This window comes from Tunicatimonas pelagia, from assembly GCF_030506325.1.
Lineage (GTDB): Bacteria > Bacteroidota > Bacteroidia > Cytophagales > Cyclobacteriaceae > Tunicatimonas > Tunicatimonas pelagia.
Window position 1 is genome coordinate 4,798,032 of record NZ_CP120683.1, and the last position, 17,043, is coordinate 4,815,074.

Here is a 17,043-nt window from a genome sequence, read left to right on the forward strand (position 1 = left end):
AAGCTAATTATCTGGGGGAGCAGCAGTACCGATTTCCTGAAATGAAATATAGCCGGAAGTCGGTATCCACTCTTTTACTGAAGCAAAGTATTTTTTTCGTAAATGTTCATTACGCAATACTTTCGTTGCTACAATCGTAACCTCTTGATGCTGGGCTAATTCGCGATCTTCTATCAGCAGCATACATGCCAACGTAACCGTATTTAGTTTATCAATAGTAACCATATAAAGAAGGTATCTTGCTCTTTTTATCTAATTATTCAAGATACTTTCTTTACGGTTCCTACTGCTTAAATTTAGCTCACCTCATCTTACTCCTCGTTCAGTAGCACGAATAACTCGCTCAACACAAAGAGTGATGACTACTCATCCCAAACGGGAGCAAAATCTGGATTAATGAGCCGATGGTTTTTACTCAGAGAATGAATGCTTTCCATCTCTTCGTCTGTTAACGAAAAGTCAAAAATATTCAGGTTCTCAGCGCGGTGTTCGTGACTACTGGCTTTGGGAATAGCCGCCACATTTTCTTGCTGTACCAGCCACCGAAGCGTAATTTGCGTAGCCGACTTTCCGTATTTTTTTCCTAGCTCGAGCAAATTTTGGTCTTCCAATACTTCGCCTTTGGCAATGGGACAATAGGCCGTAAGCATCATGTTGTGTTCGCGCAGTGCACTAAGTACTGTGCTTTGACTCAAGTAAGGGTGATACTCTACCTGATTGCAAATGACCGGAGCAATAGATCGGGCTTCTTGCAGCAAATCAGCCGGAAAGTTGCTTACGCCAATTAGGCGAGTTTTTCCTTGCTGTTGCAACTCCATCAAGGTGTCTAAACATTCCTGCAAATTCATATTATCCGAAGGCCAGTGGATAAGCGTGAGATTCACATAATCTAGTTGCAATTTCTGTAAGCTGTCTTCCAGTCCGGCAGTGATTCCCGATCGGGTCAGGTCAGTATGCCATATCTTAGTAGTTACAAATAAATCGTTTCGGTTAATAGCGGCATCCTTAATGCCGTAGCCTACATCTTGCTCATTGTCGTACATTTTAGCAGTATCAATGTGGCGGTAACCAAGTGCAATAGCATCGGCTACTGAGGTGCGGCAGGTTTGTCCTTTGAGGCTAAAGGTACCCAGCCCCAAGACTGGAATACGCTCCTGGTTCATGTCTATGAAAATCATGGAATAATAAATGATTACAGTTGTTAAAAATCTTCTGATTACTTAACACCAGAGAGACTAATAGGTTTGTGCGCTATCCAGACCTAGAGTATCATAAAACGCTTGACTGGGTGAGGCTGAGCTACCATATTGTCGCTTTTTATCCATATCTCTTCTCACGATAAAGTATCACTACATTGTAGCCATGAGAAAATAGCCAAGGAATTTAGAAAGTACAACCCTTGAACTACGAATCGCAGCCAAGCTGAATACCTAAGGGTTTTTTATTAGCGAGGCTTCTTTTCTTTTTCTAGTAACTCTCCTTGTTCATCGTAGGACTTCCAGGTGCCGGAGGGTTCGCCACCGTTGTACTGCCCCTCTTCCTTAAGCTGACCGTTTTCATGATAAGCACGATAGTCGCCCTGAGCTACTCCGGCATAATACTCAGTTTCGCTCCTGAGCTGACCGGAAGGGTAATAGGTTTTGGTAGTCTGGGTTCTGCGCCCATCTTTAAACACCTCGGTTCGTTGCACGTTTCCGTTTTCGTGATAGTAGGTAGCTGTGTCGTTGAGCTTGCCTGCCAGATAGAACAGCTCTTCTTTCAACTGTCCGGAAGGGTAGTAAGCTTGCCAACGCCCGGCCGGTTTATCATTTACGCGCTGCTGTCGGTCTCGTAATTGCTGGTCTTGGTAGTATTTCTCTACGAATATTGTGTCGGGTTGGTGGATGGTTCGTTGCTGAAGAGCACCACTCGGAAAGTATTCCCGATGTTCGTTAGTCGGCTTTCCTGCTCTGTAGGTGCCCTCGGCTTTGGGAGTACCGTCGGGGTAAAAGTAGCGAACTGAACCATTCAAAAAACCATCTTCGTAAGGTTCTTCTACTACCAATTGACCGCTGGACGTGTAAGAGCGAGAGATACCCTGCCGCTGCCCCTGGCGAAAACTGGTCTGGCTGGCTATTTTCCCATTGGGATAATATTCAGTATATGGCCCTTCCAGGCTAGAGTTCAGGTAAGTGCCTTCGTTGCGGAGTGTTCCGTCCTCGTAAAACTGGCGTACTGGTCCCTGTTGTTTACCCTGCTCATAGGTAAGCTGCTCTCGCAAATTTCCGTTGGGATAATACGACTCGATGAGGCCATCGGGCTTATCGTTTACGAAAGTAGTTTTATTTTTGAGTGAGCCATCTTCGTGGTAAGCCCGCAACTCACCTTCCATTTTATCGGCTTGAAAGTGAGCCGTTTGCAGGGTGTCTCCGGTAGGGGTAAGTACCACTACGGCTCCTTCTTTTTTACCGGCTTGGTAAGGAATTACTCGTTGTACTGCTCCATTCGGGTAGAATTCCCGGAAGGTGCCAATCATCTTACCGTCGTCAAATACTCCTCGGGCGGAGACACTTCCATCAGGAAAGTAACGCACGTAGTCGCCGTGGGCTCGGGTGCTGTCGTTGTCTAGAATAAAATATTTTGCTTTGGGTATGGTTTGAGCCGAATCGTAGTAGGTGATAATCTGGGTAGTATCTAGCGGGGTTTGTGCCGACAAATTCCAGCTCATTACTATAAAAATGAACACAACACTTCGCATAATATAGCTGTTTTGAGCAGTTGTTAATAATTTGTTGGGTACTTAATGGTTCAATTGCTGATTGGTTATTAGTCTACGGTCGATAGTCTACAGTCCACAGTTTTCTATGGAAGCCTGGTCCCTGGTCATTAGATTACAGGCGACCGTTGCGCGGGTTAGAATGAAGTGTTCAGGTGTTAAAGTGTTAGCGTAGTTTGATGTACGGAATTTAGCTTTACCCATTGCTCATTGTCTACTGCACAGTGTCCCACGCCAATTCATCATGATTCATCAGTCATTACTCATTGCTCATTGCTCATTGCACACTGTTCATTGCCCATTGCTCACGGTCTCCGTTTTCCATCCACTATCAATTATCAACGGTACATTGTTAATTGTCCTCTGCTCATTGCTTATTAGCCCTAACGATCGGGTAATCTATTTTATTTGAACCCGGGTGGCACCGTAGCCAAATTTATCGCGCATACTATCTTGAAAATAATTAATGTTCTTGATCTTCGATAAGCGTTTGTGGATAGCATCGCGCAGCACTCCGCTACCTACTCCGTGAATAAAGGTGATTTCATCCATTCCGGTAGCAATCGCCTGATCTAGCTTCTCTTCAAAAATTTTTAGCTGCAGCTCCAGCATTTCGGGGTTGCTCATGGTATCATACGCCGAAGTAAGCTTCTCAATATGTAAGTCTACTTCGCGCGGTGGCCGCTCTAGTTGTGATATTGGTGTCTCAACACCCTGTTCTTCCTGTCGCATAAACATGCTCTCTTTAAGCTTCTCCGGGTCAAGGGGTTTACCCGTTTGCTCATCTATCCGAAAAACAAAAGCGGGTTTGTTCAGCACCGGAGCGGTAGCCTTACTTTTGAAGAAAGTATTAGCCTTAAATTGAACGCGTCGTTGCAGAGGTTCACGTAGAGTAAAGTAACCCGTGCGGTGAAAGATTAACTGCACAATTAGAGTAGGCCACTGATCGAACTCGGCTATCTGCACATTCTTCAGCTTAACTGTACCTTGGGGGGAAAGTAGGCCGGCGTTAATACCACGGTAATCTCCCTGAGCATCTTCGCCTACTGAGAAGGGTAGTTCAAAATCGGTAGCATTCACTAAGTGTAGCGAAAGCTGCTTATCATTAATCGCTACATGAGCGAAATAAATTCCCTGCTGCTGAGGTTTAGTGGTGCTTTCATCAGCCATAGAAGGGCGGGAGGTAGCCCGTTCGGGTTTCTCAAAGTAGTTTTTCTCTTCTTGGGCAACCACCACCACATCGCTGCGAAGCACCGGAATACCAAAGCCATCTTCAATTTCAATCTCGATCAGGTTTTTCTCCAAAAAGCGGGTAATTACCCCTTCTTCGCTGCCCCGCAACATGCGGACTTTATCTCCTATTTTCATCGTTTATTCTGCTTTAAATGCGTTAAAAGTGAGGTCTAGTATATTATTTAAGTAATAATTATTGTACGATTAAGCTTTTGCTGTGTTGTTTAATTAGCTGACTAACAACAACACATTAACGCGCCAGTGATTCACTATTTTTGGTTTATGGTAACAATTTCGTAAAATTAGATGTATATGTAATACGTCAGTTATAAGTTCTCTAAGAAATATGCCGAATGTTGCTATCACCGAGTCGTTAGTAAAACGTTTTATTCAGGGCAACCCTAAAGCATTTCGTCGTATATTTGACACACTTCACGCGCAGGTTTATGCCTTTAGTCTAAAAATCACTAAATCACCTACTGAAGCAGAAGAAGTCACCCAGCAGGTTTTTATTCGGCTATGGGAGAAGAGACATCTGGTTGATGCAAGCCGTTCTTTAGAGCACTACTTATATACAATTACCCGCAATTGTGCATTTAATCATCTAAAGCAAAAAGCAAATCAGGCTCATCTTAGTAATTTATGGGTGAATAATAGCTCTACAGTTACTGAAGATGATCTGGCATTGGCAGAATGCCAGCAGCTTACCGATGAGCTTATCAACTCCCTTCCCGAAAAGCGACAGATTATTTATAAGATGCACTTTGAAGAAGGGTACCTACCGGCTGAAATTGCTACTGCTTTAGGAATATCACTATCCACAGTAAAATCGCAGCTAACCAAGGCTACTAAAACGGTTAAAGGTTTTTTACTTAACTACCGTTCCGCCAGTGCCACCATACTTCTGCTGTTTTTCTAGATCCGCAAACAACCTGGCTATTGGTTAGATAATTTGTAACATATCTGTTTATTCATTGCACATGGTGTAAAATATAGTTAATTTTTTACTAGCGTAGTCCTCTCCTTTCTTTCGACTGTATTTATTGGGTACGTTGTTTCAGAAACAGTTCGCATGGATTACGCTAAGCAGTTGCTACAAAAGTATCTGAACGGATACTGTACTACGGAAGAAAAACGACAGCTTTATCGCTATTTGCTTCAAAGCGAAGCTAAAGATTATGATGAAGTGCTACACGCGCTCTGGGCTGAACTTTCGGATGTGCCCCAACCGGACACAGCTACCTCAGACCGGATATACCAATCGGTAGTAGCCAGTCAAACCACCTCAGAGCATCGTTTTTTAGCAAAGAAGAAATGGTATATCGCTGCTTCTCTTACCGGAGTACTGACTGTGCTAGCAGCTTGGTACTACCTCTTACCTCATACCCAAACGTACGAAACTCAGTACAGCGAAGTAAAAACGCTGGTGCTACCGGATAGCTCAATAGTCTACCTCAATGCCAATTCTAAAATCACTTATTCCTCTGACTTAGCCGAAAATACTACCCGCGAAGTATGGCTGAGTGGCGAAGCGTACTTTGAAATTACTCGTCGACAAGCACCATCGAACCAACCAGTAAAAATGATTGTGCATACTGCCCAAGTAGATATTGAAGTATTAGGCACTGCCTTTAATGTAAAAGATCGTCGGGGTATTACCCAAGTAGTGTTGGATGAAGGAAAAGTTCGTCTAAGGTCACCTCAGAGTGATGATGAATTAGTAGCTATGGAGCCGGGTGAAGCAGTTCAGGTGAACCAGCAACAGTTGTTCTCGGTAGAGAAAATTGGGGGCGAAACTCACGCATCTTCCTGGAAAGAAAATGAGCTGTACTTCGATAATCAGTCGCTACGGGAAATACAACAAGTGCTGGCTGATAACTACGGTCTGCAGTTACGATTTGCCAATTTTGCTGTGGGTGAGCTAACGTTTACCGGATCTGCTCCTGCCGATAATATATCAGTACTATTTACAACACTAGAAAAGTCATTCTCCCTAAGTATAGAAGAGATAAACGGTGAGTACGTGGTTAGGCGGAAGCCTTAAAAATACATGCAATCAATTACCTATCAAATAAACCTTTGTAACTATGAGTAGCGTTTTACCCCATTTTATTCGTAGCGGGATACTGCTTTTGGCCGTGCTGAGCAGTAGTTCGGCGTTCGCCCAAACAGTAGCCCTATCTACTCCGTTTCCCGCGGTACCAGAAGTGACTGTGCCCCGGCAGGAGAGCGGTAGCCTTAAGTTTGTGCTGGAGACATTAGAAACCGAACACGACATACGGTTTAACTATGCCAGCCAATTGGTTGAGGGAAAAAGAGCATCTGTTCGGGCTCTTCAGGAAAAGGAAACACTGGAAGAAATACTAAAGGCGGTGCTTCAGCCTCTGGGGTTGCAGTACGAGAAAATTAGTGAACAGATTTACGGTATCTATCCAGAATCTGATGAGGTGAAATCTTCGGATGAAGAACCATCTGCCGAGCAAAGCTTGCGCGAAGCTCACGTGAATACCCTGAACCGTCTGAGGAATCTGCCATTACAGAATCCGGTAACAGTAGAAAGAAACATTTCCGGGCAAGTAACCGATGAAGAAAATGAACCTTTGCCGGGGGTTAATGTATTGGTCAAAGCTACTACTATCGGAACAGTGACCGACATTGAAGGTAATTACCGTCTTACGGTACCCGATAATGCTGAAATACTGGTTTTCTCATCAGTAGGTTACGAAACAGAAGAAGTGGAAATTGGTGGCCAGAGCGTAGTCAACCTATCCATGCTACCCAATATCCAGGCACTTTCGGAAGTAGTAGTGGTCGGATACGGTACGCAGGAGAAATCAGATTTGACCGGAGCCATCTCATCGGTAGAATCCCAAGATATTACCCGCCTTTCCGAGCGTCGTTTGGAAAATGCTCTACAGGGGCGAGCGGCGGGAGTGCAAGTGATGCGTACCGAAGGAAGTCCGGGAGCACCCGCCCGGGTAAATATCCGAGGTTCGGGTTCTATCGGAAATACCGACCCGCTGTGGATTGTAGACGGAGTGCCGATGGATCCCGGTAATTTCTTCAACCCTAACGATGTAGAGTCGATGGAGATTCTGAAAGATGCTTCGGCAGCAGCGATCTACGGAGCTCGCGCGGCTCACGGGGTAATTTTAGTAACTACTAAGCGCGGAGCCGAAGGGCGGGTAAAGGTAAACTTCAATACCCAGGTAGGAGTACGCCAACCTCGACCACTTCCTAACATGTTAGGCACCGAAGATTTTGTACGAGCTAGCTCTATTGCCCGAAGCAATGCTGGACAAGACCCGGAACCCGCTTGGAATAACCCGGAAAGCTTACCTAATACCAACTGGGTAGACGAAGTGTTTGACGGCAGTGGTATCGAGCAGATGCACAACATATCCATTTCTGGCGGAAATGAAAACGCATCATTTTTCGTCTCTGGTGCTTACGACCGGGAAGAAGGGGTGATGATTAACAACTGGTTTGAGCGATTTGCCCTACGCGCTAATTCTGATTATAAAGTTGGCAAGCGGGTGCGACTGGGACAATCTCTGTTAGTTTCCCGTACCCGGGAAAATCCCACGGCCAATGACGGCGGTGACTTACAAACGGTGTTCCGGGCAATTCCAATTATGCCCGTGCGCGATGAAAGTAACCCCTTCGGTGGTTGGGGAACGGCAGCATCGTACTTTCAAGGACCTAATCCCGTAGCACAGCAAATGCAAAACCATATTCTGCACAAGGTAAACCGGATCAATGGTAATGTATACGGTGAAGTAGACATTGTAGATGGTTTAATGTTACGCGGTAGCGTAGGGGTAAACATTGCGGCTCTTCAACGAGAGCACTTTAGAGAATCATTCAGCTACGGTGCACTCTCTAATCCCATTAACTCGCTCACCATGCGTAGCCGTGATGCTGAAGAGTTAAATACCAACTTAGTATTAACTTACAATAAATCGCTAGGCAAGCATGACTTTACCGTAATGGGGGGATACGAAAGCTTTCGTCGTGATGGTTTAGACTTTACAGCTACTGCTCAAGATTTCCCTGTAAACTTTGCCCGTAGTTTTGCCTTGGCTACTGGAGCAGTGGACATCTCGGATCGTACTACGATTGACGATCAGTACCGATTAGAGTCACTCTTTGGTCGGATCAATTATAGCTTTGACAGTAAATATCTGTTTAGTGCCAGTGTGCGTCGCGATGGCTCTTCCCGCTTCAGTACGGCTAATCAGTTTGGGGTTTTTCCTTCCTTCTCTGCCGGATGGCGCATTATTGAAGAGGAGTTTATGCAAAATATTGATTGGCTTTCAGACCTAAAGTTTAGAGCTAGTTGGGGTATACTTGGTTCAGATCGTATTGGCGATTATATTTTCTCTCCCACCTACCGTAACACTCGCTCTACTTACGCATTTGACCCTACCGGACAGTCGGGAGGAAATAAGGTGCGAGGGTTTTACCTAAGTCGCTTCCCTAACCAAGAGGTGAAATGGGAGGAAATTGTCCAAACTGATATTGGAATTGATGTGGGATTATTGGATGGCCGTTTCAATATCACCGCTGATTACTACATCAAGAATACCACCGATATGCTGATTGGAGTACAATTACCTACTTCATACGGAGTTTCACAGGAGAACAGGAATCCGCAGAGTACTCAGCTAAATATTGGTGAAGTAGAAAATAGAGGACTTGAGCTAGCCCTAAATTACCGTCAGAATGTAGGTGATTGGACCTTTGATATTACTGGTAATGCAGCTTGGAACCAAAATGAAGTAAGAGCATTAGATGACAATCAGCAAATTCTAGCGGGTGGTGGTGGTCACGGCTACCGTGGTAATACTTCTATCACCGAAGCTGGGCAACCCATGGGAACCTTCTTTGGTCTGGATGCAATTGGTATCTTCCAAACCCAGGCTGAGATTGATGCGTTGAACGAAGCTTCCCCCACCGGAGTTTACCAAAACCAGTCTACTGCCCCTGGCGACTTACAGTACCGAGACGTAGATGGCGACGGGGTAATTACTCCCGATGACCGGACGTATATCGGTAATCCTTGGCCCAAAATGATCTACGGATTAAATGCTAACATTACCTTCCGTAATTTTGACTTCACGGTGTTCTTCCAGGGAGTACAAGGAGTAGACTTATTTAATGCGCCTAAAGCCTACACGCGCACTGTGTTTAGCGATTACAATACTAGCGATTTGGCATTTGAAGCTTGGACACCTGAAAATCCGACTGAGCATCCTCGCCTTATTGCGACTGATCCTAATGGAAACTTTCGACAGCCATCTTCTTACCATATAGAAGACGGTTCTTTCCTTCGCTTACGCAATATTCAGCTGGGTTATACGCTGCCTAACCCTGTGTTAGATCGGCTCGGACTTACTCAAGCTCGTATTTTTGTGAATGCCCAGAATATTCTGACCATTACCCAGTACGAGGGAATTGACCCGGAAGTAGTAGGCAGTGAGAACTCAAACAACGCTAATACGCAACGAGGAGTAGATCACTTTCGCCAGTATCCTCAAACCACTTTAGTTTCGGCTGGACTTCAACTTGGCTTTTAATATACATGACTATGAAACGATTTCTGAATAACACACTTTACCTAGCACTGGCATTACTACTGTTTAGCCAATGCTCAGAAGACCCGTTAGATGTAGCTAATCCTAACGAGATTAATGCTGGTGAATTTTTTCAAAACATCAATGACTTAGAGCTTTCGCTTACTTCAGTATACTCCGCCATGAAGCCCCACGACCTATTTGGGGCGGATCTCTGGCCTAAAGTACATTTCGGTTTGCCTAAAACGGCCAACCAAGATTGGCTAGGAACTGACGGCTGGAATCAACTCTATCGTAACGAAATAACCGCCGATAATAATTTAGTTCAGAACTTTTGGCGAGCTTTCTACCGAGGTATTGCTCGATCCAATGATTTTATCAACAATGCTAATCAATACGTAGAAACCCAAGAACCCCCGGCGGATGAAGTAGCTCGGATCAATGAAATGATCGGCGAAGCTTCTTATTTGCGTGGATTCTTCTACTTCCATATGATTCGCTTGTGGGGAATGGATATTCCGGCTAGGAACCCTAATGCGATGGGTATTCCATTAATTCTGGATGTTGCCGCCACCCGCGAAGAAATGTTTGTAGAACGGGTTACCGTAGACCAAATTTATCAACAGGTTATCAGTGATCTGGAGGCTGCCGAAGCGGCTTTGCCCGATAGTTGGGAAGGGGACAATACCGCCCGTGCTGACGCTTTTGCAGCAAAAGCCTTATTGGGTAAGGTGTATATGAACTACGAAGATTACCCTACTGCTCAAGGCTACTTCGAAGAAATCATCAATAGCGGGATGTTCTCATTAGTGCCGTTTGAGGAGTACCAAGGTTTGTTTAACGGAGAAAATGAGTTTAGCTCCGAGTCACTGTTTGAAATTAACTTTTCTACCGACCTACAAGAAAGTGCTTGGCAGGGCGGTTTGGGAGCTAATATTGCGCTGCAAATCGCACCTAAAGGAACTGGATGGAGCAACGTGTATCCGCACGATGTAAATATACTACGATTTGGCAATGATCCTCGTCTGCGAGTCAACGCTTTAGAACCAGGGGTGGATTCAGTCGTTTTTGGTGATGGTACCACTCGGATATTAGAACCTATGGTTGGTGATGCTGACGCTATTGGCTGGAGCTTCCGCAAGTGGGTGCCTGTTGACTACTCCGTATACTCTACGAACAATAACTTTGGGGCAAATTTACCGCTCACCCGCCTAGCTGATATCTACCTGATGTACGCTGAGGCTATGAATGCTCAAGGGAGTGATGCTATAGCAGCAGAATATATGAATAAAGTCCGTCGTCGGGCTTACGGTCTTGACCCTGATGCCCCCGATGCTTCGGTGGATTACGTGCTGGGAGGCACCCAACTGCGGGACTCTATTCGGGAAGAACGATTCAGAGAACTATTTGCCGAAGGCCAGCGCTGGTACGATATCACCCGCTGGGACATTGTGGAAGAAGAGCTAGCGAAGTATCCTAGCGTCCGCTCGGGCACGGTCATCTACAATTCAGAAGACTATTATCTACCCATTCCGCAGCAAGAATTAGATACTAACCCTAATATCACTCAGAGTACAGGGTATTAACTGTTCAATTATCTTTAACCTTAAATTATAATGGTCATGAGAAGATGTAGCAGACATTTATTTCTTTTGCTTTCCCCAGCAGGAAGGAAGGCTAGTATTCTTAGTGCTTCTCTTGTGGCACTTCTGATAGCACTACCTGGTTTTACGGAACATCAAGAACCGAATGGTTCGCTGCCTGAAGTTTATAGCCAAGGTATTGGTATAGAAGAAGTTTCTTTTGTGCAAGAAAATTGCTTCTATTACTGTAGCAATGGCGGTGGTATTGCAGGTGATTGTGCTAGTAATCAAGATTGGCAGGCAGCAGAAGTATACTGTAGTGGACGAGGGGGGTATGTCAAGTACTGTGACTGTGACACTGACTATTGAAAAAATTGTTTCCCAATTTTTACACGATCAGAAAAGTTGTTACTTAACTATATCCGCAGCAAGAATTAGATACTAGTCTGAGTATCATTCAGAGCGGCGAATATTAGGTATTTTTAGGGAAAACAAGTTTCTTGAAGGCTGGGTATTTACTTACCCGGCCTTCTTTATAAAGTCTCATGCATAAGGGGTTGCTAATTTTATTGCTGACGTTTACTTTTTCTCCGGTTTGGGCGGTGGAGAAGGTGATTTATTTAGCTGATTATCTGGATAAGTATCAGGATGCCAGCCTCGCGTTCTACCACGCGTTAGAAGCCTGCAAGAAAGAAAAAGCCGATAAACTGCTCATTCCTCCAGCTACCTACCACTGCCATCCGGAAAAGGCTTTTCAGCAGTATGTAAGCATCACTAATAACGAAAATGGCCTCAAAAGCATCGCATTGCCTATTATTGAGCAGGAAGACCTGGAGATTGATGGGCAGGGATCAAAAATTATTCTGCACGGCCTGATGATGGGCAGTGTAATTCACCGCTCTAAGAACATACGGGTAAAAAATCTTTCGTTTGACTGGGACATACCATTTTATGTACAAGGAAAAATTGTAGCAGTCAACCGAGATAGTGCTTACTACGACTTACAGTTTGCTGACTACGTAAAGTACCGAGTGAGCAACAACGATGTGCTGTTCGATACCTTTGGTAAAGAGTATCTAATTTCGGGTAATTTTTGGTTTGATCCTGATACGGGCTATCCGGTCTATAAACTCGCCCAAATTTTCCCCAAGCACTGGAATGCCCATAACGAGCCTCATTACCAACTACAAGATTTGGGCAACCGAACTATTCGGGTGTACAATCAAGTAGATTCTCTACCCGAGCCAGGGTGGAACTTTATTGCCAAATGGCGACATCCTGAGTACCGGATCAACCGAGCTGCACCATCCATTCATCTGTTTAACTCCTTCCAGGTATCGCTAACGGACGTAAAAATTCACTCGGCAGCCGGGATGGGGGTCATTGGCGAACGAAGTGGGGATATTCGGCTAGAGAGAGTACAGGTTATTCCTACTCCCAACTCTGACCGCATCGTATCGGTTACGGCCGATGCTACGCACTTTGCGAACTGCAAAGGGAAAGTAGTGTTGAAAGACTGTTTGTTCGAGAGCCAGCTCGACGATGGACTTAACATTCACGGAAATTACGCAGCAGCGGATGGGCTGATTGATGGTTTTACCCTGAGTGGCCGAGTAGTGCATCGGCAGCAAGTAGGTTTTCAATTTGCTTTACCCGGTGACACCATCCGCTTTATCAACCGAGAGACACTACTGCCTACGGGCGAAACACTGGTAGTGAAAGATATTCGCTACCTCAATGATTCGTACTTTGAGATTACAGCGGAAGATTCTATCAAGAATACAATGCCGGAGATGGGGCTGGAGAATATTAGTTGGGTAGCCGAACTGGAAATGACGGGTTGCTCTATCGGAAAAAACTGGGCCAGAAGCGTTCTGGTTAAAACACCCGGAAAATCAGTAATCACCAATAACCGGTTTTATTCCAGCATGCAGGGGGTGAGAAACTGGGGAGAAATGCTATGGTTTTACGAGTCGGGAAACGTAACCGATGTTCTAATCAGCAACAACGAATTTATTGACCTCGGGCGGGCCGGAGTAGGTTTGCCGGTCATCGTCATCAACCCTGAAATAAAGAATAAATCGTTGGCAGCTAAAACCGGGTTTTACAATCAAAATATCCGAATTATTAATAATACCATCCGAACGTTTGATCGCCCCATCCTCTCGGCCTACTCAGTAGACGGACTGGTTTTTGAAGGCAACGAAATTATCAAAACTGATACGTTTGAGCCTATTTTTCCCGATGAACCGGTTATTAAGATCATGCACTGCAATAACGTAAAGTTTAGCGGTAATCACTACGATGGGGCAATTGAGGCCGACATTGTTATTGATGAATTCAGTGAGTCCAATGGTACTATCACTGGTAATAAAGGTTTCGTCGTAAACCCCTGATACTTTGCAGTCAGTCAATCAAATATCAAAAGTACTGTACCAAGCCATTTTCGTGTGGGTAAGCAGTTGGCTAGTAGCTTGCGGCCAAGCGGACTCACTCAGTGAGCCTGAACAACTTGCCCAAACTCACTGTAGCAGCTGCCATGCCTTTCCCGAGCCGGATTTGCTGGATCGAGCTACTTGGCAAGGAAGCGTGCTTCCGCAAATGGCGCTGCGGATGGGTATTGCCCCAGCCAACATCAACGAATCTAAAATTCAGCAGGCCTACTATCATCTCACCGAAACCGGACTGTATCCGCGCCCCGCACTAATTTCTACCGAAGACTGGGAAAAGATTGTCCAATTCTACGATTCGCTGGCTCCCGAAAGCCTGCCGGTTATATCGGATTCGTTACCCATCACCAAACAGTTTGCATTCCACCAACCTGAGAAAAAGCTGCCTCCGGCTGCCACCTGCGTTTATTTTCACCAAGAAACGCAGCAAATGCTCGTCGCTGACCATACCCAGGGTCAACTACTCACGATTGGTTCGGAGTGGGAAGCTCAGCCACTGTTGTCCCAGACCAAACTGATAAGCCATATTCAGTCTTTTTCTAGCAACCAGCCGGATCAGTCATCACTACTGATTACTTATTTGGGAGAAAACATTCGCCCTGAAGACCGCCCCTCGGGAGAAGTTGCTGAGGTAGTTCTCGCGAGCGATACGGTGTTGAGCTATCAGAAATTAGACTTACCGGATTTACCTCGAGTAACGCAGGCACTTTACGTGAATTTAGTAGGAGATACAAACCCTGAATTGCTCACCTGTAGTTTTGGCTATCTGAACGGAAGACTTTCGTTCTGGCAGCAGGACGAATCGGGTAGCTACCAAGAATCGGTTATTCGGAACGAAGCCGGGGCTCAGTGGGCTATTCCACAAGATGTTGACCAAGACGGAAAGATGGATATATTCGTGCTCTGGGGACAAGGCGACGAGCGAATTGCGCTTTACCAAAACCTGGGTGATGGTTCTTTTGAAGAAAAAATTCTGTTACGTTTTCCGCCTTCCTACGGTTCCAGTTACTTTGAATTAGCCGATTTTGATGGAGATGGCTTACTGGATATTCTGTATACCTGCGGTGATAATGCTGATTACTCTACTGTATTGAAACCCTACCACGGAGTGTACATTTTCCAAAATCAGGGCGATCAGCAGTACGAACAAACCTACTTTTTTCCGATGAACGGAGCCTACCGAGCAATTGCCCGAGATTTTGATGGGGACAATGATTTAGATATTGCGGCAGTTTCCTTCTTTGCTGATTACGCTCATCGGCCTGAAGAGGGATTTGTTTATCTGGAAAACCAAAATCAATTTCAGTTTCAAGCCAGCACATTACCGATTCATAAACTAGGTCGTTGGATTACGTTAGATGCCGGAGACGTAGACCAAGACGGAGACCTAGATTTGGTGCTGGGTAATTGTTCTACCGCCGGAGGCTTTGATCGAACGCTGGATCGGCAGTGGAAGGAAGGTCCGCCCTACGTGATTTTAGAAAACCGTCAAAACCCATCCTAATTTTCGCTATTTTAGGGATAGTTTTACCGTATGAGTTCACCACCTACCATATCGAAGCAACGAACCCAATGGTTTAAGGCCATTGCGATACTGCTTCCGTTTCTGCTTCTACTTACGTTGGAAGGCGGGTTGAGAATAGTAGGCTACGGAACTGACTATCCTCTCTTTGTAACCAGCGAAACCAATGCCGACTATTGGGTAATGAATCCGCAGGTTTCGGAAAAGTATTTCTCCCAAAACGCTAATGCAACGGTAGGCTACCAAGAGCCTTTTCTCAAAAGTAAAGGTGCTAGTACCTTTCGGGTTTTTGTGCTGGGCGCATCAACCGCCGTGGGTTACCCTTATCTCCACAACGGTTCCTTTCACCGCCACCTTCAGTACCGACTAAACCGGACGTTTCCTGATAAGACGATTGAGGTGATTAACCTAGCCCTCACTGCCGTTAACTCTTATACGGTGCTGGATTTTGCCGAACAATTGGTCGATTATCGGCCGGATGCGGTGCTTATCTACGCCGGTCATAATGAATACTACGGAGCTTTGGGAGTAGGGTCAACTACCGCCGTAGGCAATAACCCTACTATCGTCCGGTTAATACTGCAACTACGGGAGTGGCGGTTGGTACAATTGCTTATCAATACATTAGATCTATTCAAACCCTCAGTATCCAAATCAGATTTGCAAGAGAACTTGATGAAGCGGATGACCGCCGAACAGTCTATTGCCTACGAGTCTGACTTGTACCAGAAAGGAATTCGGCAATACGAAGCTAACCTTACTGCAACCCTGTCAACTTTAAATGAACAGAATATTCCTACGTTCATCAGCACGCTGGTGAGTAATGAGAAAGACCTTACACCCTTTATCAGCGATAGTACACAAGAAGAATCTTCGGCAGAATATGTCTATCAACTGGGGAAAGCAGCTTATCAGCGAAAAGACTTTTCCCTAGCTAAGCAGCATTTTGTACAAGCGAAAGAACTGGACATGCTTCGCTTCCGGGCTCCTGGAGCGTTGAACAATATTATTCGTGAACTAACGGAGCAGTTTCCTAACGTACATTTAGTAGATGCCCGGGCGCATTTGGAAGCTCAAGTACCCCACGGAATTATCGGAAATGAAGTGCTGCTGGAACACGTACACCCTAACCAGTTGGGGTACTCGTTAATTGCCGATGCGTTTTACCAGCAGTTGCGGGAAGAAGGTATGATTGATATCGATTGGAAACTAGCATCCGATTGGGAAACGGCGTACCGAGAAATGCCCATTACCGAAGTAGATTCACTGAAAGGAGCTTATGAGATAATGATACTCAAAGAAGGCTGGCCTTTCTACGAACCCATCGCTGAGCTTGACACTGCCAATCGTACGCTACCCGAAGCGATTGCCGGGGCATTGACTGTTCAGCAAATTTCGTGGGAAGAAGCAATGGAGCGATTATACCAGCACTACTACCAGAATCAAAACTATAAAGAGGCTCTAAAAGTAGCCGAGGCAATTACCTTAGAGCACCCCAACGAAGTTCAGTTCTTCACCAAAGCTGCCGGACTGGCTCTTCAACTCAACGACATTCAGAAAGCGGATTATTTATTTCAGCGAGCCTTGGCTCGGGAAGAATCGGCCTCGTTGGCTCGTAAAATTGCGATCAATTTTATTAAAGCTGATGCATTGGAAGAAGCTTTGCCCTATCTTCAGTACATCATGGATCGGGAATCTACTGACGTATTGAGCTTTCGTTTAGTTGGGGCAATTAAATCAATACAAGTACTGACTGAAAAGGCTGATCTACTGAAAAATGATACCGGAAAAATGATCCAATTAGCAGAAAGCTATCTGCTATTGGGTAAGCAGGATACTGCTGAAGGATATTTGCAGGCGGTACTGAATCAAGAGCCAAACCACCAGCAAGCGATTACGCTGATGAAAAAGATACAAAACTGAA

At 45.2% G+C, this 17,043-nt stretch carries 11 protein-coding genes; 7 read left to right on the forward strand and 4 right to left on the reverse strand.

Going from position 1 to position 17,043, the window contains the following annotated elements:
* Nucleotides 1-3 precede the first annotated feature (3 nt).
* The 4 genes from P0M28_RS20565 to P0M28_RS20580 all read right to left on the reverse strand — a co-directional run bounded on the left by P0M28_RS20565 (nt 4) and on the right by P0M28_RS20580 (nt 4,123).
* Nucleotides 4-225, reverse strand: coding sequence for a hypothetical protein (locus tag P0M28_RS20565; RefSeq protein WP_302204717.1), 222 nt, complete (start codon nt 223-225; stop codon nt 4-6).
* A gap of 137 nt (nt 226-362) precedes the next feature.
* A complete protein-coding gene (locus P0M28_RS20570; protein ID WP_302204718.1) occupies nt 363-1,178 on the reverse strand; it encodes an aldo/keto reductase in 816 nt (271 codons plus the stop codon).
* Nucleotides 1,179-1,444: 266 nt separating this feature from the next.
* Nucleotides 1,445-2,707 (reverse strand): toxin-antitoxin system YwqK family antitoxin, encoded by a 1,263-nt coding sequence (locus P0M28_RS20575; protein ID WP_302204719.1) that lies wholly within the window; start codon nt 2,705-2,707, stop codon nt 1,445-1,447.
* A gap of 447 nt (nt 2,708-3,154) precedes the next feature.
* Nucleotides 3,155-4,123, reverse strand: coding sequence for a DUF2027 domain-containing protein (locus P0M28_RS20580; RefSeq protein ID WP_302204722.1), 969 nt, complete (start codon nt 4,121-4,123; stop codon nt 3,155-3,157).
* Nucleotides 4,124-4,334: 211 nt separating this feature from the next.
* Here P0M28_RS20580 and P0M28_RS20585 point away from each other — a divergent pair, with 211 nt between their 5' ends.
* The 7 genes from P0M28_RS20585 (at nt 4,335) to P0M28_RS20615 (ending at nt 17,042) form a co-directional block, all read left to right on the forward strand.
* Complete coding sequence (locus tag P0M28_RS20585; protein ID WP_302204724.1) at nt 4,335-4,907, forward strand: RNA polymerase sigma factor; 573 nt, start codon at nt 4,335-4,337, stop codon at nt 4,905-4,907.
* Nucleotides 4,908-5,060: 153 nt separating this feature from the next.
* Nucleotides 5,061-6,032, forward strand: coding sequence for a FecR family protein (locus P0M28_RS20590; RefSeq protein ID WP_302204726.1), 972 nt, complete (start codon nt 5,061-5,063; stop codon nt 6,030-6,032).
* A gap of 43 nt (nt 6,033-6,075) precedes the next feature.
* Complete coding sequence (locus P0M28_RS20595) at nt 6,076-9,567, forward strand: SusC/RagA family TonB-linked outer membrane protein (protein ID WP_302204729.1); 3,492 nt, start codon at nt 6,076-6,078, stop codon at nt 9,565-9,567.
* Between the two features lie 11 nt (nt 9,568-9,578).
* Complete coding sequence (locus P0M28_RS20600; protein ID WP_302204731.1) at nt 9,579-11,150, forward strand: RagB/SusD family nutrient uptake outer membrane protein; 1,572 nt, start codon at nt 9,579-9,581, stop codon at nt 11,148-11,150.
* Nucleotides 11,151-11,692: 542 nt separating this feature from the next.
* Nucleotides 11,693-13,543: a right-handed parallel beta-helix repeat-containing protein gene (locus P0M28_RS20605; protein ID WP_302204733.1), complete on the forward strand. Its 1,851-nt coding sequence runs from the start codon at nt 11,693-11,695 to the stop codon at nt 13,541-13,543.
* Between the two features lie 4 nt (nt 13,544-13,547).
* Nucleotides 13,548-15,101 (forward strand): FG-GAP repeat domain-containing protein, encoded by a 1,554-nt coding sequence (locus P0M28_RS20610; protein WP_302204735.1) that lies wholly within the window; start codon nt 13,548-13,550, stop codon nt 15,099-15,101.
* Nucleotides 15,102-15,131: 30 nt separating this feature from the next.
* On the forward strand, nt 15,132-17,042 hold the full coding sequence (locus tag P0M28_RS20615; protein WP_302204737.1) for an SGNH/GDSL hydrolase family protein: 1,911 nt from the start codon (nt 15,132-15,134) through the stop codon (nt 17,040-17,042).
* Nucleotide 17,043: the final 1 nt, after the last annotated feature.